23 protein-coding genes are annotated in these 20,422 nt (G+C 62.1%); 7 read left to right on the forward strand and 16 right to left on the reverse strand.

Annotated elements, in window-relative coordinates:
* Positions 1-73: 73 nt before the first annotated feature.
* The gene (locus AC0GUR_RS06370) at positions 74-325 is read right to left on the reverse strand and encodes a hypothetical protein (protein ID WP_472876624.1); all 252 of its coding nucleotides are present in this window, start codon (positions 323-325) and stop codon (positions 74-76) included.
* A 364-nt stretch (positions 326-689) separates the two neighbouring features.
* Between AC0GUR_RS06370 and AC0GUR_RS06375 the strand changes: the two genes are divergently transcribed.
* On the forward strand, positions 690-2,132 hold the full coding sequence (locus AC0GUR_RS06375) for a catalase (RefSeq protein ID WP_472876625.1): 1,443 nt from the start codon (positions 690-692) through the stop codon (positions 2,130-2,132).
* Between the two features lie 78 nt (positions 2,133-2,210).
* Here AC0GUR_RS06375 and AC0GUR_RS06380 read toward each other — a convergent pair whose 3' ends face one another.
* From AC0GUR_RS06380 to htpX, 6 genes are all read right to left on the reverse strand, one after another.
* Positions 2,211-2,789 carry a response regulator gene (locus AC0GUR_RS06380; protein WP_472876626.1) on the reverse strand — a complete coding sequence of 193 codons (579 nt, stop codon included), beginning with the start codon at positions 2,787-2,789 and terminating at the stop codon, positions 2,211-2,213.
* Between the two features lie 106 nt (positions 2,790-2,895).
* Positions 2,896-3,294 carry an RNA-binding S4 domain-containing protein gene (locus AC0GUR_RS06385; RefSeq protein WP_472876627.1) on the reverse strand — a complete coding sequence of 133 codons (399 nt, stop codon included), beginning with the start codon at positions 3,292-3,294 and terminating at the stop codon, positions 2,896-2,898.
* A 53-nt stretch (positions 3,295-3,347) separates the two neighbouring features.
* Entirely contained in the window at positions 3,348-3,704 is a 357-nt protein-coding gene (locus AC0GUR_RS06390; RefSeq protein WP_472876628.1) for a nuclear transport factor 2 family protein, read from the reverse strand.
* Between the two features lie 12 nt (positions 3,705-3,716).
* A complete protein-coding gene (locus AC0GUR_RS06395) occupies positions 3,717-4,619 on the reverse strand; it encodes an AEC family transporter (protein ID WP_472876629.1) in 903 nt (300 codons plus the stop codon).
* A 90-nt stretch (positions 4,620-4,709) separates the two neighbouring features.
* The gene (htpG, locus tag AC0GUR_RS06400) at positions 4,710-6,581 is read right to left on the reverse strand and encodes a molecular chaperone HtpG (protein ID WP_472876630.1); all 1,872 of its coding nucleotides are present in this window, start codon (positions 6,579-6,581) and stop codon (positions 4,710-4,712) included.
* Between the two features lie 120 nt (positions 6,582-6,701).
* A complete protein-coding gene (gene htpX, locus AC0GUR_RS06405) occupies positions 6,702-7,601 on the reverse strand; it encodes a protease HtpX (RefSeq protein WP_472876631.1) in 900 nt (299 codons plus the stop codon).
* A 206-nt stretch (positions 7,602-7,807) separates the two neighbouring features.
* On the opposite strand from htpX, the gene gluQRS reads away from it, so the two are divergent.
* Entirely contained in the window at positions 7,808-8,668 is an 861-nt protein-coding gene (gene gluQRS, locus AC0GUR_RS06410) for a tRNA glutamyl-Q(34) synthetase GluQRS (RefSeq protein ID WP_472876632.1), read from the forward strand.
* A 154-nt stretch (positions 8,669-8,822) separates the two neighbouring features.
* On the forward strand, positions 8,823-9,563 hold the full coding sequence (phbB, locus tag AC0GUR_RS06415) for an acetoacetyl-CoA reductase (RefSeq protein ID WP_472876633.1): 741 nt from the start codon (positions 8,823-8,825) through the stop codon (positions 9,561-9,563).
* 80 nt (positions 9,564-9,643) lie between these two features.
* Here phbB and AC0GUR_RS06420 read toward each other — a convergent pair whose 3' ends face one another.
* Positions 9,644-10,468 carry a tRNA threonylcarbamoyladenosine dehydratase gene (locus AC0GUR_RS06420; protein WP_472876870.1) on the reverse strand — a complete coding sequence of 275 codons (825 nt, stop codon included), beginning with the start codon at positions 10,466-10,468 and terminating at the stop codon, positions 9,644-9,646.
* A 144-nt stretch (positions 10,469-10,612) separates the two neighbouring features.
* Here AC0GUR_RS06420 and AC0GUR_RS06425 point away from each other — a divergent pair, with 144 nt between their 5' ends.
* Positions 10,613-11,002, forward strand: coding sequence for a cytochrome c (locus AC0GUR_RS06425; protein ID WP_472876634.1), 390 nt, complete (start codon positions 10,613-10,615; stop codon positions 11,000-11,002).
* A 104-nt stretch (positions 11,003-11,106) separates the two neighbouring features.
* On the opposite strand, the gene AC0GUR_RS06430 is transcribed toward AC0GUR_RS06425, so the two are convergent.
* From AC0GUR_RS06430 to AC0GUR_RS06455, 6 genes are all read right to left on the reverse strand, one after another.
* Entirely contained in the window at positions 11,107-11,409 is a 303-nt protein-coding gene (locus AC0GUR_RS06430; RefSeq protein ID WP_472876635.1) for an Mpo1-like protein, read from the reverse strand.
* Positions 11,410-11,505: 96 nt separating this feature from the next.
* Positions 11,506-12,378: a pirin family protein gene (locus AC0GUR_RS06435; protein ID WP_472876636.1), complete on the reverse strand. Its 873-nt coding sequence runs from the start codon at positions 12,376-12,378 to the stop codon at positions 11,506-11,508.
* 13 nt (positions 12,379-12,391) lie between these two features.
* Positions 12,392-13,450, reverse strand: coding sequence for an NADH:flavin oxidoreductase/NADH oxidase (locus tag AC0GUR_RS06440; RefSeq protein ID WP_472876637.1), 1,059 nt, complete (start codon positions 13,448-13,450; stop codon positions 12,392-12,394).
* A 52-nt stretch (positions 13,451-13,502) separates the two neighbouring features.
* Positions 13,503-14,399: an alpha/beta hydrolase family protein gene (locus tag AC0GUR_RS06445; RefSeq protein ID WP_472876638.1), complete on the reverse strand. Its 897-nt coding sequence runs from the start codon at positions 14,397-14,399 to the stop codon at positions 13,503-13,505.
* A gap of 119 nt (positions 14,400-14,518) precedes the next feature.
* On the reverse strand, positions 14,519-14,728 hold the full coding sequence (locus AC0GUR_RS06450; protein ID WP_460591739.1) for a cold-shock protein: 210 nt from the start codon (positions 14,726-14,728) through the stop codon (positions 14,519-14,521).
* Between the two features lie 289 nt (positions 14,729-15,017).
* Complete coding sequence (locus AC0GUR_RS06455) at positions 15,018-15,227, reverse strand: cold-shock protein (protein ID WP_038616297.1); 210 nt, start codon at positions 15,225-15,227, stop codon at positions 15,018-15,020.
* A gap of 346 nt (positions 15,228-15,573) precedes the next feature.
* On the opposite strand from AC0GUR_RS06455, the gene AC0GUR_RS06460 reads away from it, so the two are divergent.
* Entirely contained in the window at positions 15,574-16,047 is a 474-nt protein-coding gene (locus tag AC0GUR_RS06460; RefSeq protein WP_472876639.1) for a hypothetical protein, read from the forward strand.
* A gap of 4 nt (positions 16,048-16,051) precedes the next feature.
* Here the strand turns inward: AC0GUR_RS06460 and AC0GUR_RS06465 are convergent, their stop codons facing one another.
* Positions 16,052-17,428, reverse strand: a complete 1,377-nt coding sequence (locus AC0GUR_RS06465) for a winged helix-turn-helix domain-containing protein (RefSeq protein WP_472876640.1) — start codon at positions 17,426-17,428, stop codon at positions 16,052-16,054.
* A gap of 54 nt (positions 17,429-17,482) precedes the next feature.
* On the opposite strand from AC0GUR_RS06465, the gene AC0GUR_RS06470 reads away from it, so the two are divergent.
* Positions 17,483-17,860: a hypothetical protein gene (locus AC0GUR_RS06470; RefSeq protein WP_472876641.1), complete on the forward strand. Its 378-nt coding sequence runs from the start codon at positions 17,483-17,485 to the stop codon at positions 17,858-17,860.
* A gap of 132 nt (positions 17,861-17,992) precedes the next feature.
* Positions 17,993-19,111 (forward strand): phospholipase A, encoded by a 1,119-nt coding sequence (locus AC0GUR_RS06475; protein WP_472876642.1) that lies wholly within the window; start codon positions 17,993-17,995, stop codon positions 19,109-19,111.
* A gap of 21 nt (positions 19,112-19,132) precedes the next feature.
* Here AC0GUR_RS06475 and AC0GUR_RS06480 read toward each other — a convergent pair whose 3' ends face one another.
* Positions 19,133-20,311, reverse strand: coding sequence for an FAD-dependent oxidoreductase (locus AC0GUR_RS06480; protein ID WP_472876643.1), 1,179 nt, complete (start codon positions 20,309-20,311; stop codon positions 19,133-19,135).
* Positions 20,312-20,422 lie beyond the last annotated feature (111 nt).

A 20,422-nucleotide genomic window follows, 5' to 3' on the forward strand; every position in this document is an offset into this window, starting at 1 on the left:
GCTGGCCGTAACGCGCGTCACGTACGGCGCGCGTTATCTCTACCCTGCTCTCGTATGCACTGACGTCGCAACGTCAGTGCGGGTATTCCGACTTCCTGGCATGGCCTATCGCTTCCAGCACCGGACTGGCGAGCCGATCGAGATTGAGTATGACCTTGCCCGAATGCACCGCACGTATGGCGCCGGCGGGTATCTCGAAATCGCCACCATTCTCGATGTAGATCACGTAAGCATCGCCGCCGGCAAGCACGCGGCGCACTGAGCCGACGCCGTCCTCGCCGTCGACCACGAACACCATATCGCCTTCTTCAATGGCTTCGGCCACAACGTCATCTCCTTTCGTGCAGATGGGTCCGCATCGTCAGCCACCCTCGGTCGTACAGGTGTGAAGGCCATTCGAATACTTGTCTGCAACCGGCAGGCAGATGCCGTCAAACATGATTTCTGCAGTCGCATCCGCCTGAAAAACGCGAGGCGTCGGGCGTCTTCCCATGCCCTTCATGCCATCACGCAACCATCACCCTGACGGGGTACATCCTGCCGTTTCCATCTCGTGGCTGGCACCGCCATTCATAGGCTCAAGCTATGAATTGCATAAAAACAATCAAATTCCGTCAATGGACGCGCCCGTCTACATTGACAGGCAAGCCAGCTATCGCCAGCCATTCCCCGTCAGCAAGGATCTCGACATGAGCGCACACCGCAGAACCCTCACCACCTCGTCCGGCGCGGCGATTCCCGATAACCAGAACAGCCTGACGGCCGGGCCCCGTGGCCCCTTGCTGGTGCAGGACCATCAGTTGTTCGAGAAGCACGCGCACTTCAATCGCGAGCGCATTCCCGAACGCGTAGTGCACGCTGTGGGCTCGGCGGCCCACGGCACGCTGACCATCACCCACGACATCACCAAGTACACGCGCGCCAAGGTGTTCAAGCCGGGAACCAAGACACCGCTGTTCCTGCGCTTCTCTACCGTAGCCGGTGAACGTGGTGCGGCCGACGCTGAGCGCGACGTGCGCGGCTTCGCGATCAAGTTCTACACCGAGGAAGGCAACTGGGATCTGGTAGGCAATAACACACCCATATTCTTTGTGCGCGACCCGTACAAATTCCCCGACTTCATTCATACGCAGAAGCGTGACCCGCGCACCAACCTGCGCAACGCTACCGCCATGTGGGATTTCTGGTCGCTGTCGCCCGAGTCATTGCACCAGGTGACCATCCTAATGAGCGACCGCGGCCTGCCCGCCACGCTGCGCCATATGCACGGCTTTGGCAGTCACACTTTCAGCTTCTGGAACGACAAGGGCGAGCGTTACTGGGTGAAGTTCCACTTCAAGACCCAGCAAGGCATCAAGAACTGGACCAACGACGAAGCGGCGAAAGTGATTGGCGGCGATCGCGAATCGCATCAGCGCGACCTATACGAGGCCATCGAGCGCAAGGATTTCCCGAAGTGGACCATGTACGTGCAGATCATGCCGGAGAAGGATGCGGACAAGACGTCGTACAACCCCTTTGACCTCACCAAGGTATGGCCGCACAAGGACTATCCGCTGATCGAGGTGGGCGTGATGGAGCTCAACAAGAATCCGGAGAACTACTTCGCGGAAGTCGAGCAATCCAGCTTCTCGCCAGCCAACGTCGTACCGGGTATCAGCCACAGCCCGGACAAGATGCTGCAGTTCCGCATCTTCTCCTACGCCGATGCAGCGCGTTACCGCCTGGGCACCAATCATGAGGCGCTGGAAGTGAATCGCCCGCGCTGCCCGGTGCACAACTACTATCGCGACGGCGAAATGCGCTTCGACGGCAACGGTGGCGGCAGCGTCAACTACGAGCCCAACTCGTTCAATGGTCCAGTCGAAGACAAGTCGGTCAAGGAGCCGCCGCTGAAGATCTCCGGTGACGCCGACCGTTACGATCACCGCGCGGGCAATGACGACTATACGCAGGCTGGCGATCTGTTCCGCCTGATGAATGCGGATCAGCAGAAGCAGTTGTTCGGCAACATCGCCGCAGCGATGCAGGGCGTGCCGGAAGAAATCGTCCGCCGCCAGCTGGGCCACTTCAGCAAGGCTGACCCGGCTTACGGCGCGGGAGTCGCCAAGGCGCTAGGCCTCAAGCTCTAACCCACCTTCCAGCGCGTCTGGATACAACAAAGGGCGGCATCCCTGGGATGTCGCCCTTCTGTATGCACGACTCTCCGCTCAGGCCGCCAGTTCAGGGACGCTATGGACCGGTGGCACATCGCCCGTGGCATTGGCCAGCAGCGCAGGAATCTCCTCCAACGGCGCCGACAGCGGAATCACCTCGCCTGCCTCGCGCAGCGGCAGTCGTCCCAGGCGAACCAACCCATCGATACTGCGCGTCACATCGGCCTGGCCGAACGGCTTGCTGATGAAGTCATCCGCACCGAAACGCTGCACGTAGAACTGTTCGGTCGCCTGCTGGTTGCCACTGATCATCACGATGGGGATATGCCGCGTCAGCGGGTCATGCCGCAACGTGCGCAACACCGAGAAGCCATTGATGCCCGGCAGCACGATATCCAGGAAGATCAGCGAAGGTGGCTCGACCCGGGCCAGCTCCAGCGCACTTTCACCGTCCGCTGCGCGGGTGACCTGATAGCCATCCACCTCAAGCATGCGCCCCAGCACCGCGCGAATGGTGGCCGAGTCGTCCACCACCATGACGCGCGCGCCCTGGGTGGTCTTGGACCATGTGTCCGGCTGCCCCACCTGCGTCGTAGCGCCTAGCCACCGCTTCAGGAATGCCAAACTCGCCATTGTCGTTTCTCCAGCACCGAATTCGATGGAACACCGCGCCCCCTGCGCAGTCTTTCCACAGTGCTGATGCTCCCGCAGAATCGCCCCGCATTCTGCGATGGGTGACTCACATGGAATCCTTAAGCCGTCGCAATTCTCGACGTGCCTGCTTGTCTGGGCGGCCTGGAGGGGCCATGGCGCCTACAAGCTTGCGCTGGGCCTTCGCTTCTTCACGCGCCTTCACGCTGGCTTCGCTTTCCCGATAAAGCGTCTGGGCCACGAGTGCAGGCCCACGTTTTTCGGACAGGGACAATACCTCGACCTCCAGACGCTCCTCGCCGCGGCTGATGCGCAACACGTCACCCACGTGCACCGCCTTGGCGGGCTTGCAGGAGGCGTCGTTGAGATCGATCTTGCCGCCATCGATGGCTTGCTTGGCGAGGCTGCGGGTCTTGAAAAAACGCGCGGCCCAGAGCCACACATCGGCGCGAACCATCGCCGCGCCAGGAGCTTGAGGTGATGTCATAGCGTCATTGTCGCCCCGCTGCAGGGCTTTTTGTAGGCATGCGGGGTCGGCGTCTACAGCGGTGTGCCCTGGTGAAACACCATCTGCCACTGGCCATCGCGCTGACGCCAGAGGGAGCTGCGCAGCGAATCGGCGGCTGGGCGGTGGTCCGTCGCACAACGATGCGCACGGTAGGTGACCAGCGCCACGTCGTCAGCGAGCCGGTTCAAGCGGAAATCAAACGCCTCGCGCACCGAAAACGCCTCGTCCCGCAGCGCCTCGATAATCGACTCCCGGGTCCACACCGTGCCCGATACGCCAAATTCAAAGAAATCGTCGGCAATTAAGCGCCGCAAGGCATCGGCATCCCCGCGCACGTCCAGCCGGTGCAACTGGGTTTCCAGATCGAACAACTGCGTTGCAAGATCCATCGCCTCTTCCTCTTAGCCACTCAACAAGAAGTTGCCCAAAGGCACCGTAAGTAGGGACAGCACAATGCCCGCACCCAGCGTCGTGTTGGCCAGCGAAGGCTCTAGCTTGTACTCGTCGGCCAAAATCGCGGCCGAGATCATCGGCGCCATCGCCGCTTGCAGCACGCCGACGGTAAGCGTCAGGCCGCTGACCTGCGCGATGCTACCCAACGCCCAGGCGGCAAGCGGCGCCAGCACCAGTTTCCAACCCAGCCCCAGCGATAACGCAGAAACCTGCCGCGCACTGAGATGAAACTTGAACTGCAACCCCACCGAGAACAGCGCCAGCGGAGTCAGCGTGGCACCGATGGGTGTAAACACGCCGTCCAGCATCGCCGGCCAGCCGCCCCATGCCCCCACCAGCGCACCGAGGACCAACGACAGGAAGGCGGGAAACGTCAGGATGCGCCGTGCAATCAATCGCGGTTGCGGCGTCTTGCCGGCGTACAACGAGGCCACTGCCACACCCGCTGAAGCAAGCAGCGGAAAACACCCCAGCTGATCGGCCACGACGGCCAGTGCCAGCCCTTCCTTGCCGTGCAGCGCTTCCATCATGGGATAGCCCATGAATGAGGTATTGCCCAGGCCACACACCAGCGTGAGCGCACCAATGCGTTCACGTGACCAGCCCCGCCATTTGCCCACCAGCGCAAACAGCAGCCAACCACCGAAGAACACCACCCACATGGCGGCGACGGGAAACCACAGCTGCGCGTCTATCTTGATGCGCGGCACCAGCTCCAGCACCAGCGCCGGCAGCGCAACATTGATCACCCACCAGTTGATGCTATGGACGATGCCGGACGGCGGCTTGGCGAAGCGCGCGACCAAGACGCCGAGCAGAAGGCAGACAAATAGCAACAACAGTGCGCTCATAGGCATCCCGGACAACGAAACGGCCGCAGTATAGCGGCCGCTTCGTTGATGCCCTGGTCTACGGCATCGTTGCCGGAATCACAAAGGGCGTCAGCCCACAATCAAGCGATTCAAACGCTGCACAAATGCCGCCGGGTCTGGCAGCTGTGCACCGGCCGCAATCTCCGCCTGATCGAGCAGCAGGTTGGCTAGGTCTGCCGCCTTGGCGGCATCCGCCTCGCTTTCAACGCGCTTGAGCAACGGATGCTGCGGATTGATTTCCAGCGTCGGTTTGGCTTGCGGCATGTCGTGACCTGCCTCACGCAACAGGCGCGCCAGATGCGGCGCCATCTCGAAGTCGGACAGCGCCAGGCAAGACGGCGAATCCGTGAGGCGTGCCGACACGCGGACGTCACCCACACGATCACCCAACAGTTCCTTGAGCTTGCTGACCAGCGGTGCCGCTGCCTTGCTGGCCTCTTCCTGCTGCTTCTTGTCGGCCTCGTCGAGCGGCAACTCGCCCTTGGCGACGTTGCGCAGCTTCTTGCCCGCGTACTCGTTAAGGCTGCCAAGCATCCATTCGTCGATGCGATCAAACATCAAGAGCACTTCCAGGCCCTTGGCCTTGAACGCTTCCAACTGCGGGCTGCCAATCGCCGCGGCATACCCATCGGCGGTGATGTACCAGAGGGTGTCCTGGCCCACCGGCATGCGTGTGATGTAGTCATCCAGCGATACGGTTTGCGCCGCGCCCTCGCCCTTGGTCGAGGCGAAGCGCAGCAGCTTGGCGATGCGCTCGCGATTGGCCGCGTCTTCGGCAATGCCTTCCTTCAAGGTATTGCCGAAGGACTTGTAGAACGTTGCAAACTTCTCAGGCTCTTCGCGCGCCAGCTTTTCAAGCAGGTCGAGCACGCGCTTGACGCAAGCTGCGCGGATACGCTCCAGCTGGCGATTGTGCTGCAGGATCTCGCGGCTCACGTTGAGTGGCAGATCGTCCGAATCGACCACGCCACGCACGAAACGCAGATAGTTGGGCAGCAGCTCTTCCGCCGCGTCCATGATGAAAACGCGCTTGATGTAGAGCTTCAGCCCCTTGCGCTCATCGCGGCCACCCATCATCAAATCAAACGGCGGCTGCTCGGGGACGTACAGCAAGGTGGTGAAGCTCTGGCTGCCTTCGACGCGGTTATGCGTCCAGGCCAGCGGATCGTTGAAGTCATGGCCGAGCGACTTGTAGAAGCTCTGGTAATCCTCGTCGGAGATCTCGTTGCGCGGCTTGGCCCACAGCGCCGAGGCGTCATTGACGGTTTCCCACTCGTCGGTGGGCTTGCCGTCGTGCTCCTTCGGCATGCGGATCGGAAACGCGACGTGATCGGAATACTTGCGGATCAGCGAGCGCAGCTCCCAACCCTTGAGGAACTCCTCCTCGTCCGCCTTCAGATGCAGGATCACCGCGGTGCCGCGCTCAGGCAGGTCGACCTGGGCGAGGCTGTATTCACCCTTGCCGTCGCTCTCCCACTTCACACCCTCACCCGCCAGCAAGTCGGCGCGACGGCTTAGCACCGTCACGCGATCAGCCACCACGAATGCGGAATAGAAGCCAACACCGAACTGGCCGATCAGTCGCGCATCGGTTTTCTGCTCGGCACTCATCGCCTCAAGGAAACGACGCGTACCCGAGCTGGCGATGGTGCCGATATTGGCCACCACTTCGTCGCGGCTCATGCCGATGCCGTTGTCGCGCACGGTGATGGTGCGCGCGTGCTCGTCATAGCTCACGTCGATGCGCAGCCCGCCCTCGCCCGCCAGCAGCTCCGGCTTGGCCAGGGATTCGAAACGCAGCTTGTCGCAGGCGTCAGAGGCGTTGGAGATCAGCTCGCGCAGGAAAATCTCCTTGTGCGAGTACAGCGAATGCGTGACCAGGTTCAGCACCTGGGCCACTTCGGCTTCGAATTTGCGGGTTTCGGGCGCAGCGTTCGTCATGCGAAAGGACTCATGCGGATATCAGGCGGAAAGGATTCGGCACAGAGAAAGGGGCCGACAAGTCGGCCCCTCATGCTGCCCGCTCCCGTGGTGAGAGCGGGTGAAGATCAAGGGGGAAGATCAGGCGTTGGTCGACGCGTTCTGCAGCGCGGCGATGCGCTCTTCCAGCGGCGGGTGGCTCATGAACAGGCGCTTGAGACCCGTGGCCAGGTGGCCGGAGATGCCGAATGCGGCAATGGTCTGCGGCAGCGTGCTTTCGCCGTGCTGCACCTGCAGGCGCTGCAGGGCGGAGACCATCGCGCCACGACCGGCCAGCTTGGCACCGGCCGCATCAGCGCGGAATTCGCGCCAGCGCGAGAAGGCCATGACGATCATCGAGGCGAACAGGCCAAACACCAGCTGCAGCACCATCACCGAGATGAAATAGCCGATACCGCCACCATCGCGGCTATCGCGACCACCGGAAAGCCAGCTGTCGACCAGACGGCCGACCACGCGCGACGCCACGATCACCAGCGTATTGAGCACGCCCTGGATCAGGGTCAGCGTCACCATGTCGCCATTGGCGACGTGGCCGATTTCGTGACCGAGCACGGCCGAGACCTGTTCGCGATCCATTTGCTGCAGCAGGCCGGTGCTTACGGCCACCAGCGAGCTGTTCTTGGTCATGCCGGTGGCGAACGCGTTCATTTCCGGGGCGTCGTAAATCGCCACCTCGGGCATGCCGATGCCGGCGTTCTGCGCGTGACGGCGCACGGTATCGAGCAGCCAGCGCTCAGCCTCGTTCTGCGGCTGTTCGATCACGCGGGCGCCGGTGGACATCTTGGCCATCCACTTGGACATGGCCAGCGAAATGAAGGCACCGCCCATGCCAAAGATGGCAGCGAAGGCGAGCAACCCGCCCATACCGCCATAACCACGGGAGGCGGCCCACTGATCGACGCCAAACAAACGGCATACGATGCTCAGCAGGAACAGGACGGCGATATTGGTAAGCAGGAACAATGCGATGCGACGCATGGCTGTCTCTCAGGCAGTCATGAAAGGGGATGTGGCCTAAGCCACTGTCGAAGAATCGTGGCGAAATCTTACGGTTTCAAGGGTCGATAGTCGGTGATGTCTGTCCAGGCTGTTCTGGCTTTAACACCGCGTCAGCTTGCAGCTCTCTGCAGGTCGGGCACAAGCGTACTCTGCTACAAGGCACGTCCCACCCTTAAAATGGGCCGATGAGCTATCGCGGACGCTTCGCCCCTTCTCCGACCGGCCATTTGCACTTCGGTTCACTGGTTGCCGCCGTCGGCAGCTGGCTGTGCGCCCGGCATGCGGGCGGGCAATGGCTGCTGCGGGTAGAAGACATCGACCCGCCCCGCGAGATGCCCGGCTCAGCCGAAAGCATCCTTGCCGCCCTGCCTGCCTTCGGCTTGGTGGCAGACGCCCCCGCGTTGTTGCAGTCGACCCGCATCGGGGCCTATGACGCCGCCTTCGAGCAATTGAAGGCGGCCGGCCACGTGTTCCCGTGCTGGTGCAGCCGCAATGACCTCGCTGGCGGCTTGCACCTCGACGGCCAATGCCTGGCCGCCCCCGTCGAGGGGCGCGCCCCTGCGTGGCGACTGCACGTTCCGGATGTCGAGATTTGCTTTGACGATGCCTTGCAGGGTCCGCAGGCGCAAAACCTGCGGACCACCGCGGGCGACTTTGTGATTCGCCGCGTGGAGGGGTATTACGCCTATCAGCTCGCCTGTGTGGTGGATGACGCCTTCCAGGGCATCACCGACGTGGTGCGCGGCAACGACCTGCTGGATTCCACGCCCCGCCAGATTTACCTGCAGCGTTGCCTGGGCCTGCCTGCCCCCCACTACCTCCATCTGCCACTGGCGCTGGACGGCAACGGCCGCAAGCTATCGAAGTCGGAGCAGGCCCATCCGGTGGACCCCACCGACCCGATGCCTGCGCTGCGGCGGGCCCTCGTTTTTCTCGACCTGCCACTCGCGCACGGCGCGCGCGATCCTTCAGAGCTGCTGGCCCATGCGCTTGCTCATTTCGACCCGGCCCGTTTGCCGCATTGCAGCGAACGCGCCGCGGCGTAAAACGCTATAAAGACCTTCGCTTCTCATTTGTCGCTCGTGGTGGCAAAACGACGTCTGCCCGTCGACGTTTTGCCACATGGAGCGTGCTAGACATGGCATCGCCCCGGCAGCACGATCACGTCGGGCAGGTATCAGCATCTTTCGGAGAACAGGCATGACGCAGCGCACGGCATTGGTCACAGGCGGTACCGGTGGTATCGGCACGGCCATCATTCGCTATCTAGCCCGCCAGGGACATCGCGTGGCCACCAATTATCGCGACCAGGCGAAAGCCGAAGCGATGAAGGAAATGATGGCGAAGGAAGGCATCGAAGTCATGCTGGTGCCGGGCGATGTGAAGGACCCGGATTCCTGCGAAGCCATGGCGCGCATCATTGAGGCCGGTCTGGGCCCGGTGGAGATTCTGGTCAACAATGCCGGCATCACCCGCGACACCACCTTCCACAAGATGACCTATCCGCAGTGGATGGAAGTGGTGAACACCAACCTCAATGCCTGCTTCAACGTCACCCGCCCGGTGATTGACGGCATGCGCGCCCGCAAGTGGGGCCGCATTGTGCAGATCAGCTCGATCAACGGCCAGAAAGGTCAGTACGGCCAGGCCAATTACGCAGCGGCCAAGGCCGGCATGCACGGCTTCACCATCTCGCTGGCGCAGGAAAACGCCAAGTTCGGCATCACGGTGAATACCGTTTCGCCGGGCTACGTCGGCACCGACATGGTGATGGCCGTGCCGGAAGAAGTGCGCGAAAAGATCATTGCGCAGATCCCAGTGGGCCGCCTGGGCAAGCCCGAAGAAATCGCCCATGCCGTCGCCTTCCTCACCGGTGAAGAGGCCGCCTGGATCACTGGCGCCAACCTCTCGATCAACGGTGGTCATTACATGGGCTGGTAACGCGCTCGCGCGTTGCCAAAATAGGTAACGGGGCTTTGGAGCGGGCACCCATCGAGGCGCCCCGCTTCGTTTCGGCCGTTTCAGCCCAAGAGCTTCTCCATCACCTTCCCCACCGCCGCAAACGCAAACGCGCCGGTGACATGCGTGGCGGCACCAAGTCCGCCACCGCAGGCGAGATTCAGGGCTTCCGCCCCGTTCGCCACCGGCGGGCGCGCGCCGCACACCGTGCCGTTGGGCTGCGGGTACTGCACGTTCTGCAGCGAATACACCGCCGAGACACCAAAGTAGCGATCCGGGTTGCGCGGAAAGTTGAAGTCGGCTCGGAGTTTTTTGCGGATCAGGCTGAACATCGCGTCGTGCTCGGTACGTGACAGGTCGCGTACGCGAATCTGCGTAGGATCGGTACGGCCGCCGGCCGAGCCCACGGTCACCATCGGCAGCTTGCGGCGGCGGCACCACGCGATGGCCTCCAGCTTCACGCGGAACGCATCGCAGGCGTCGAGCACCACGTCGTAGCCGCGATCAAGCAGTTCGTCGAGCGTGGAGGTGGTGAGGAAACGCTCGATGGCGTCCACCCGAATGGCCGGGTTGATCGCGCGCAAGCGGGCCTCGATCACCTTGACCTTGGATTTGCCGTACTCGCCATCCAGCGCATGTAACTGGCGATTGGTGTTGGACACGCATATGTCGTCGGCGTCGATCAGCGTGAGATGACCCACGCCACTGCGCGCCAACGCCTCGGCGGCCCATGAACCCACACCGCCGATGCCGATCACACACACGTGGCGCTGGGACAGCCTATCCACGCTACCCGCGCCGTAAAGACGCTCGACACCCGCAAACCGCTCGCGTGGAAACGCGACGGCTTCAGCCTCGGTGTGCGCGTCATGACGGGCGGAACCCATGCCGTCCGCCACTTCTGGATGCTTCACTGGAACGATTCCAAACCGTTGAACTCCAGCCATTTTACCGGCTGGGCGCCGCTACTGCAGCTTGGCCGGGCAACCGGCGGGTTATGCTTGGGGGCTCTCACCCCAGGAAGATCCTGCATGCGCAACGCCATTCTGATCGCACTCGGCCTGGTCATTGGCATCATCGGCACCGTATTCGCCATGAATGCCCTGCGCGAGCGCAATCCGTTTCCGCATGCCGTGATGGCGGTGATGGCACACCATGCAGGCGCGCTCAGCCAGGCCGTGAAGACCCAGCGTTGCGACGCCGCCGAATCCCGCCAGCATCTGACCCGCCTGCTGGAAACCTCGGCCGATATCACCGCCGCGTTCCCGGGCATGGATCAGCCGTTCCTGGACGAGGCCTCCAAGTTGCACGACAAGGCCAAGGCCGCGCTGGATGCCGCCCCTGCCGACTGCAAGGCGCTGGCGACCGCCATCAAGCCGATCGGTGAGACCTGCCAGTCCTGCCATCAGCATTACCGGTAAGCCCCGGCCCCTCTGTAGGAGCGCACTTGTGCGCGACAGCACGCGCAAGGATACCGACGAGGCTCTGCGGTCGCGCACAAGTGCGCTCCTACAGAACAGCAGCCTTAGATCTTGACCTTGCCGCGCAGGATCTCCCAATACATCACCCAATCGCCCATCAGGCTGTAGAGCGGATGGGTGAAGGTGGCGGGTCTGTTCTTCTCGAACACGAAATGTCCGATCCAGGCGAAGCCATAGCCTGCCACCGGAGCCAGCAGCAGCCACCACGCGTTAGCAGTCACCAGCGCCAGCGTAATCACCGCCAGCACCAGGGTGCTGCCGATGAAGTGCATGCGGCGGCATTGAATGTCGCTGTGCTCGTTCAGATAGAACCGATAGAACTCGCGAAAGCTGGCGTAGCGGGACATGCGAATCACCCCTGAGGCGGTAGCGCCAGCGTAATCCGCCACACCCGGCGTTGCATGCGCGGATGCAGCATGCAACGCCTCTTGTGCGTCGCTCGATCAGGTTGGCAACGGAATGAACTCGGCTTCGTCGCCTACGACCTTGCCCATGCGCTGTGCGGCCCAGTCGGCCTTGGCCTGTTCGATGCGTTCGCGCGTGCTGGCCACGAAGTTCCACCACAGGTGACGTTCGCCATCCAGCGGCGCACCGCCAAACAGCATCACGCGACTGGCGGTGCGTGCACGCAACGGTGGCGCATCGGGCCCCGCCTGCACGGCAGCTTGCATCGGCGGCACCGTGACGCCCTCCCACTCCACGTCGCCATCCACCACACACACGCCGCGCTCGGTGTGCTCCGGCGGCCACGGCAGCACCGCACCGGCCTCCAGTGTGGCTTCAATGAAGAACATGGGCGAGAACACTTTCACTGGCGATTGCTTGCCGTAGGCGGTACCCGCAATCAACACCAGCTGCGCGCCCGGCAGGTTGATGCGCGGCAACTCATCGGCTCCATGGTGATGGAACTCGGGCTCCACTTCCGCGTCTTTCTGCGGCAAGGCTACCCACACCTGAATACCGTGCGCGCGCAAGCCACCGGTGCGTGCGTCGGGCGGCGTGCGTTCGGAATGCACGATGCCGCGTCCCGCAGTCATCCAGTTCACTTCGCCGGGACGAATGTCGGCCACGCTGCCAAGGCTGTCGCGATGACGGATCACTCCTTCGAACAGCCATGTGACGGTGGCGAGTCCGATATGCGGATGCGGCCGCACGTCCATGCCCTTGTCGGCAAGAAAGGTCACGGGCCCCATGTAGTCGAAGAACACGAACGGGCCGACATGCCGGGCCTGCAAAACCGGTAACAGGCGTCGTACGTTGAAGCCATCGCCAAGGTCGTGTACGCGACCTTCTATGAGCATCGGTTGCTGTTCCATCCTGACTCCTTGGTTACCAGGCTCGCTGATACTGCAACGGCGCGGTGATGGTGACGCCCAGTTCCTGCGCGGCACGGCGAGGGAAATAGGGATCGCGCAGGCTTTCGCGCGCGATCAGCACCACATCGGCTGCACCTTCGTCGATGATCCGCGCGGCGTGTGTGGATTCGGTGATGAGCCCCACCGCGCCCGTGGCGATGCCGGCGTCTTGGCGAATGCGCGCGGCGAAAGGCACCTGGTAGCCGGGTGACACGGGAATTTTCACGTGCGGAACCACGCCGCCGCTGGAGACGTCGATCAGGTCGACACCCATCGACTTCACCTCACGCGCTAGCTGCACGCTTTGTTCGACATCCCAACCGCCATCAGCCCAATCAGTCGCGGAAATGCGCAGCCATAGCGGCAGATGTTCCGGCCACACTTCGCGCACCGCGGTGATCACTTCGCGCACCAGTCGCGCGCGGTTCTCATAACTCCCGCCATAGGCGTCGGTGCGGTGATTGCTCAACGGCGAAAGAAACTGGTGCAGCAGATAGCCGTGGGCACCGTGCAGTTCGATCAGCTGGAAGCCTGCATCGAGCGCGCGTTGCGCCGCTGCGCGAAAATCGGCCACGACCTTGGCAATACCTGCCAAGTCGAGCGCATGAGGCACGTGCCAGTGCGCATCAAATGGCAGCGCAGACGGCGCCACCGTCTGCCAGGCCCCCGCTTCCGACGTGAGCGGATGCCCGCCGTCCCACGGCGGCAACACGCTGGCCTTGCGACCGGCGTGTGCCAGCTGGACGCCGGCGATCGAGCCTTGCCCTCTGATGAAGTGGGTGATCGGTTGCCACGCGGCAAGCTGCGTGTCATTCCACAACCCCACGTCGCCAGCTGAAATGCGGCCCTCTGGAGAAACGGCGGTTGCCTCGGTGATGAGCAAGCCTGCCCCGCCCACCGCACGGCTGCCCAGATGCACGAGATGCCAGTGGTCCGGCAATCCATCGACCGCCGAGTATTCACACATGGCGGCAATCGCCAACCGATTCCGCAGGGATAGGCTGCGCTGTTCGAAAGGAGTGAAAAGTTTCATGGGACCCATCCGGAAAAAGTTCTGCTCCACATGCCGTCGTTGCGCATCCGCTTCAAGGCCCCGCATGCAATCGGCCTGCCGCGTACCAGGCAGCAATGTGCTCTGCGATGGGCCGCGGTGACTTCATCCAAGCAAAATGGTCTGCACGATCGCCGCTGAGATCGGTCGCCGTGATCACTTGTTGTTCGCTGCGGGTACGCGGCATTTTGCCGAGCAACCAGGCCAACGATGCCTGGGGGCCGAGCCAGTCGTCTTGCAGGCGCAATGCGAGCAGGGGCACGTCCAGGCCTCGCAGACGCTGTTCCAGATCGTCTGCCATGCCTTGTGCCGAATAGCGACCGGTACGGCCGCTACGCGCCCAGTCGTCGATCAGCCGTCGCGCCTCGTTGCCGCCAAAACCGATCCTGCGCCCAGGCAGGTAACCCACGGCCCGGGCCAGCCACGGGGCAGCGGCATAGGCGAGCCAGATCAGGCGGCCATAGCGAAACTGCCGCCAATAAGGCGACCCGCTGGCCACCACCACCAGCCCCGCCACGTCCTGCGGGTGCAGGCTGGCGTAGAGCGACGCCATCTGGGCGCCCAGGCTGTGCCCACCCAGGCAGTAGTCCGCCTGTGGCAAGCGCACGCGTACCGCGGCGAGGCCAGCCGGCAGGTCGTCTTGCAGCACTTCGCGATAGCCCCAGTCCTCATGCCTGCCCGCGCGCCGATTGCTGGAGCCAATGCCGCGCCACTCGTGGATAGCGACGGCGATGCCCCGCTCCGCCAGCGATTGCGCAAGCGGCAAATAGTGTTTGGCAGACACGCCCAACGCGGGTAGCCAATACAGCACTTGCGACACATGACCCGGGGGCAGCTGCAACAACACTTCCGCCCGGGCACCGTCGCCCGCTACAGCAAGCAACGTTTCGCTGACGGGTAATGACAACTCAACTATAGAGGCTGCAGACATGTGTGGATGCGTCGCGACAGAAAGCGACACAGGCTAGCGAATCGTTACGTGAGTAAAAAGTCACGCGCACGAAAAAGGCCGGCTTGCGCCGGCCTCTTTCGCTATCGCTATTCGTCAGCTCAGACAGGTGCGACTTCGTCGGCCTGCAGACCTTTCTGGCCTTGCACAACCTTGAAGCTCACCTTCTGTCCTTCTTTGAGGCTGCGGAATCCGCTGCCACTGATAGCCCTGAAATGTACAAAAACATCCGGGCCGCTTTCACGACTGATAAAGCCGAAGCCTTTGGCGTCGTTGAACCATTTGACTGTGCCAACTTCACGATCCGACATGACTCACTCCGATCTTCTCGATGCTGAGACAAGTCAGCCTCCCCCTTGGGCCGACGGCTTACTGGGCATGCAGGGATCGGGTGAAGCGATGTGGACCCTTGCGAGTCGCGCATCGGGCACGCGCGTGACCGAGCAACCACAGTAAATCCAGCATAACGGATTTTATTAATCCAAGTGAATGACCATTATCAATTTTTGTATTTTCACATTTTCACGACATTTAACCCGTGAAAACAAAAAAGCCAGGCATCGCTGCCTGGCTTTTTCTTGCGTTTATGAAAAACGCTACTTACTGCGGGATCACTTCGTCAGCCTGCAGGCCCTTCTGGCCCTGCACAACCTTGAAGCTGACCTTCTGGCCTTCCTGCAGGCTCTTGAAGCCATTGCCCTGGATCGCGCGGAAATGCACGAAAACGTCCGGGCCATTGTCACGGCTGATGAAGCCGAAACCCTTGGCGTCGTTGAACCACTTGACGGTACCGATCTGACGATCAGACATATAAATCACTCCGTAGGATTTAAAGAGACTCAGCCCGCGCAACATGCGCTGGCCGGCTTACTGGTGTGCAAGGAAACCCTAGGGGTGATGCGATGAGGCTAGATCGAGATCAGGCGGCATCGGGTCACAAAACTCTGGTGACCCCAGCAAACACAGTCTTTGCATTATAGCCGGTCCATCTTCGCAAGGGGAATGGTTTGGCACTCACCAACCTGAATGAATGCCCATCAAGCGATCTTATTTTGCGTTTGATTTTCACGTCATCTTCGCATTTCATCCTTTCTTTAACTCCGGAGCGCCACTCCGGATGTCCGGTCTGGAATCTTTCATGCGCAGGAGAAGCCCCATGATGCCGCCCCGTTACCGCCTAGCCCTCCTCGCCCTTGCCATCGGCGGCCTGACGCTGGCGGGCTGCTCCGGCCAGTCGTCCACCACCAAACCGACCGCCACAACGACCCACGCCACCACCAGCGCCACCGGCGCAGCCAGCAGCACCCGAGCGCCCAGCACGCGGGCCAGCAAAGTCCCTGCAGCCTCAACGGCCGGCAACGCCTTGCCGGACAGCACCGGCATCCCGGCCTGCGACGATTTCCTGTCCAGCTACGTGGCATGCCACCGGGCAGCAGCCGTCTATACCCCGGATGAGATCCAGCCACGCTACGAAGCGATGCGCAGCAGCCTGATCCGCGATTCGCAGGACCCGAATACCCGGCCGCAGCTGGGCGCGCGCTGCACCGCCCTGGCTACCCAGCTACGACAAGCCTTGCATGGCAAGTCGTGCACCCCAGTGAACCCGGCCCCCTCATCCAGCGCGCACTGAGCGGCTAGGTGCTACGCCAAAGTGCACGCAGCGCGGCCGCCACAGGCGCGGGCCGGCTGCGTGCCAGGCGCACCTCGGGTGTGCCATGCCAGTGAGCCGATGCCTGCACGGCTTCGGCCACATCGGCCAGCAAGCGAGTCGATGCCTCTACACCCGGTTCAAGAAAAAGCGCCTTGATCTCAAACACGCCTTCGCGACGGTGTGCCTTGGCGTCGAGGCGACCGATCAACCGGCCCCGATGCAGGATCGGTAGCACGTAGTAGCCATAGCGACGCTTCGGTGCCGGCACGTAGCACTCGATGGTGTATTCGAAGCCGAACAGCGCTTGTGCGCGTGCGCGATCCCACACGACCGGGTCAAAGGGCGACAGCAGGGTCGTATGCGTTCCGCGCAACTGTCCTTGTGCAGCCTGTTCCAGCGCCTCTGCGTGATCGGGATGCACGTAGCCGGGCACATCCCAATCGGCCACCTGCACTGCAAGCAGTTCGCCCACTTCCACCAGTGGTGCCAATTCCTTGTCTGTCACGGTGGGCTTGAGGCGATGGTAGTCGGCGATCCACCGCGCTTGTGTAACACCTAACGCACGCACGCTTTCGACGATGAAGCGTCGGCGCAGGGTTGCATGGTCGAGCGCGAGCAGATCTCGATCCAGCGGCGGGTCGAGCTTGGCCTGCACACGCTCGGCCAGGTCGTATACGCGCTGAAAGCGCTCGCGACGCGTGACCATGAGCTCGCCCAAAGCAAACCATGCTTCCAGCCAGCGCTTCTCCGGCTTCCATGACCACCAGCCGCCAGCACTGCGTTGCTCGCTTTCGAAATCCGCTGCACGCGCAGCACCATCGTCGCGAATCCGCGCAAGCAATCCATCCATGCCTTCGCGGTGTTCGCGATGCATGCGATCGGCATGCTTGTAGGCCCAGTGTGCCGAACGCTGCATGCGCCAGGCCTGGTGAAACGCAATGTCGGAAGCAGGCACAAAGCACGCTTCATGTGCCCAGCACTCCGCAAGTTTGCCGACTTCCAATGCATCGTCCAGCCATTGCGGATCGTAGTCGCCAAGCCTGGAATGCAACACAAGATAAGGACTGCGTGCGACGACATGAATGCTGTCTATCTGCAGCAGTTTCATACGCGCAATGGCAGCCACCACATCGGCAGGCTGCGCGCGCGAACGCGGACGATGCAGCAGCCCTTGTGCAGCAAGGTGAAGGCGCTGCGCTTGCGTCAGGCTCAATGCGACGCGCGCCGAGGATGAAGGGAACGACAACGGTAACGATGACTTCACGTGATCGCGAGCCTGTATTGAAGCGGCATTTAGCCGACCTTTGTTAGCGTTGGAGTCGGCGCAGAACAGCAGCGGCACCACTTCGCCGCGATGCATTCAAGACGCCTACATCCGTCCATGAGCCACGCATTCTGGCATGGAGTCGCAAAGATGAAATACCGTAGTCCCCTACTTGCACTTGTTACCGCAGGCTCGATGTTGTTCGCCGGCGCACTGTTGGCACAGAACCAGTCCATAACGCCGTCATCGGCACCGATGAACACGATGCCGACATCTCAGTCCGCGGGCACCGTAGGCACAGCGCAGTTCAACACGGCGCAAGGCCAGGTGACCATTCACTCCACCGTGCCACCAGTGAACGCCGGCCCGGCGCCGAGCTTTGAGCAATTGTCCGGCGGTACGCATTACATCACTGAGGATCAGGCCGCAGCTTATCCGTTGCTGGCCAATGACTTCCTGCATGTCGACACGGGGCACACCGGACACATCACCAGATCCCAGTACGAGCGCTGGGTAAACAACCGGTAAGATGATGCTTCCCGACACGGGGCGCAGCCAAGCGCGCCCCGTGTCGTTACCAGCGATGCGTGCCGCCTCCACCGGAGGACGAGAGGTCAGATCAGACGGCATCGATCGCGTGCAACACAAGGATGACGCTTTATGCTGCGACCGATCTCTGTAACAGCCCTGGCGCTCGTTCCTGGCCTTCTCCCGTTCACCGTGCTCGCACAGAACGCGGAGCCCACGGATATTCGTGCGTGCACCGCTATTGAAACCGATTCGCAACGACTGGCCTGCTACGACCGCATTGCCGGGCGCGAGGGCATGCCCGCCGCCCAAAAGAAGAACGAAACCAGCGAAACCGTATCGCATGAGCCAACGGGCACCGTGTTCAGTCACGAAACGCCCAGAGCAGCAACTGCAGTGGTCGCCCCTTCATCCGAGGAAGCGCAGAAGGCGCCGGCCTTATCGTTGCTCGACAGTCGTTGGGAGCTGTCGCCGGAAAGCAAACTGGGCACGTTCAATCTGCGCGGCTACAAGCCCATTACGGTGTTGCCGTTCTTCGCCAGCAGCAACCAGAACCGCCAACCTAGCAGCCCCAATCCGCTCAACACCGTCGAAACACCGGAACACCTGGACAACATCGAGAGCAAATTCCAGCTCAGCCTGAAGACCAAGATCTGGCAAGGCGTGTTCGGCGATGCCGGCGATGTGTGGGTGGCTTACACCCAGTCCTCGCGCTGGCAGGTTTACAACAAGCAGGAGTCGCGGCCATTCCGTGAAACAAACTACGAGCCCGAGGCGATCCTGGTTTTCAATACAAACTACGAGATCGCTGGATGGAACGGGCGACTGCTCGGCATAGGCTTCAACCACCAATCCAACGGGCAATCAGACCCGCTCTCTCGCAGCTGGAATCGCGTGATGGGTTACGTCGGTTTTGAGCGTGAGAACTGGACGGTGATGGTACGCCCGTGGTGGCGCGTGCCCGAAGGCGGCACCGACGACAACAACCCTGACATCAGCGACTACGTCGGGCGCGCCGATATGCAGATCATCCACGAGTGGAAGGGCCAGGAATTCGGCCTGATGCTGCGTCACTCGCTACGCGGCGGTGACCGGAGTCATGGTGCCGCCCAGTTCACCTGGTCGTTCCCCGTGGCGGGCAACCTGCGCGGCTATATGGAGCTGTTCAAGGGTTACGGCGAGAGCCTGATCGACTACAACCACAACGCCACGTATCTGGGCATTGGGTTGACGTTGCTCGACTGGTACTGAAGCGACACCAGGGGCCAACTGCTACCACCAGGTCTTCTTGGTACCGGTGAGTATGCGAAGCATCTGGCTGCGCGCGATGGGCATGCGCCCCAAGGGCCCAAACCAATGGTCACGTACCCAGGCCAACGCTTCACGGTCCGACTGGAACAAGGGCGTCAACCAGCGACTTAATCGCTGATAGATGCGCACATGCCTGCGGCGCTCGCGTGGATACGCAGCAAGCGCGGTGGTCACGTTGTCATGGGCGGCCAAGGCACTGGAAAGTGCCTGGGCATCCAGCAGTGCCATATTCACGCCTTGCCCGAGCTGCGGACTCATCGCGTGCGCGGCGTCACCAATGAACACCACATTGCCATGCACCGAACCGCGCAGCACGACGTCGCGATAGCGCGCGCGATGCAGCTGCGCAGCTGATCGGATACCGGCAAGCAACGGTACGGCATCGGGCCAGATCGCTGCCACGCGATCGCGCAGTCGCACCAGCGCATCGTCATCAAATGCATCCACCTGCGCGCCCGGCAAACTGAAATAGAACGTGAGCCAGCGTTCGTCGTCATCATCGCGTTGGCCCACGGGAAGCAAGCCAATCATTTCGCGCGTGCCTGCATAGCGCTGGTGCAGCACATGGGTGTGCGGCCACGAGCTCGCAGGCAACAGACACCACATCGCACCCCACGGGTAGAGCGATTCCCGCTCGGTGATATCCGGCTGGCGACGCAGTACCGAATGCGCGCCGTCGGAAGCGATGATCAGATCGAACGGGCCATGCTGTTGGCCTGATGCATCGCGGAGGTATTTGCCATCCGCCGACACACCTTCGATGCGGGTACCTGTGCGAATGGCTCCGCGCCCGTCATACGCGCGATGCAGCAGCGTAAACAGACCGCCCCGCGTCATGCCCAGACCAAAACAATCCGGCGAATGGTCGGCATAGCGCATATCCATCACGCTGCGACCTGCCACATTGCAACCATAGAGGCGCTCGATACGCTGGCCTCGCGCCAGCGCCTGTTCGTGCAAACCCAATCGGGAAAGCACACTCAGCCCAGTAGGTTGCAGCAGAAAACCGGCACCGACCGGTCCTGGCGCCTCGGCTTGCTCGAAAACGGTCAGTTCATGCCCGGCCGCGGAAAGAAACAGGCAGGCGGCCTGCCCTGCAACGCCATAGCCCACGATGGCGATGCGCAACCGTCCCTGCATGACAACTCCTTGTCGAACTGGGTTAAGGCAACACCGAAGAGGTGCCAGCAATACTGCCGACACCCGGGTTGGTGCTAGACGATGCCTGCGAAAGCGCAGGCATCATCAACC

The sequence above is a fragment of the Dyella sp. PARNA 12/25 genome (assembly GCF_055702865.1).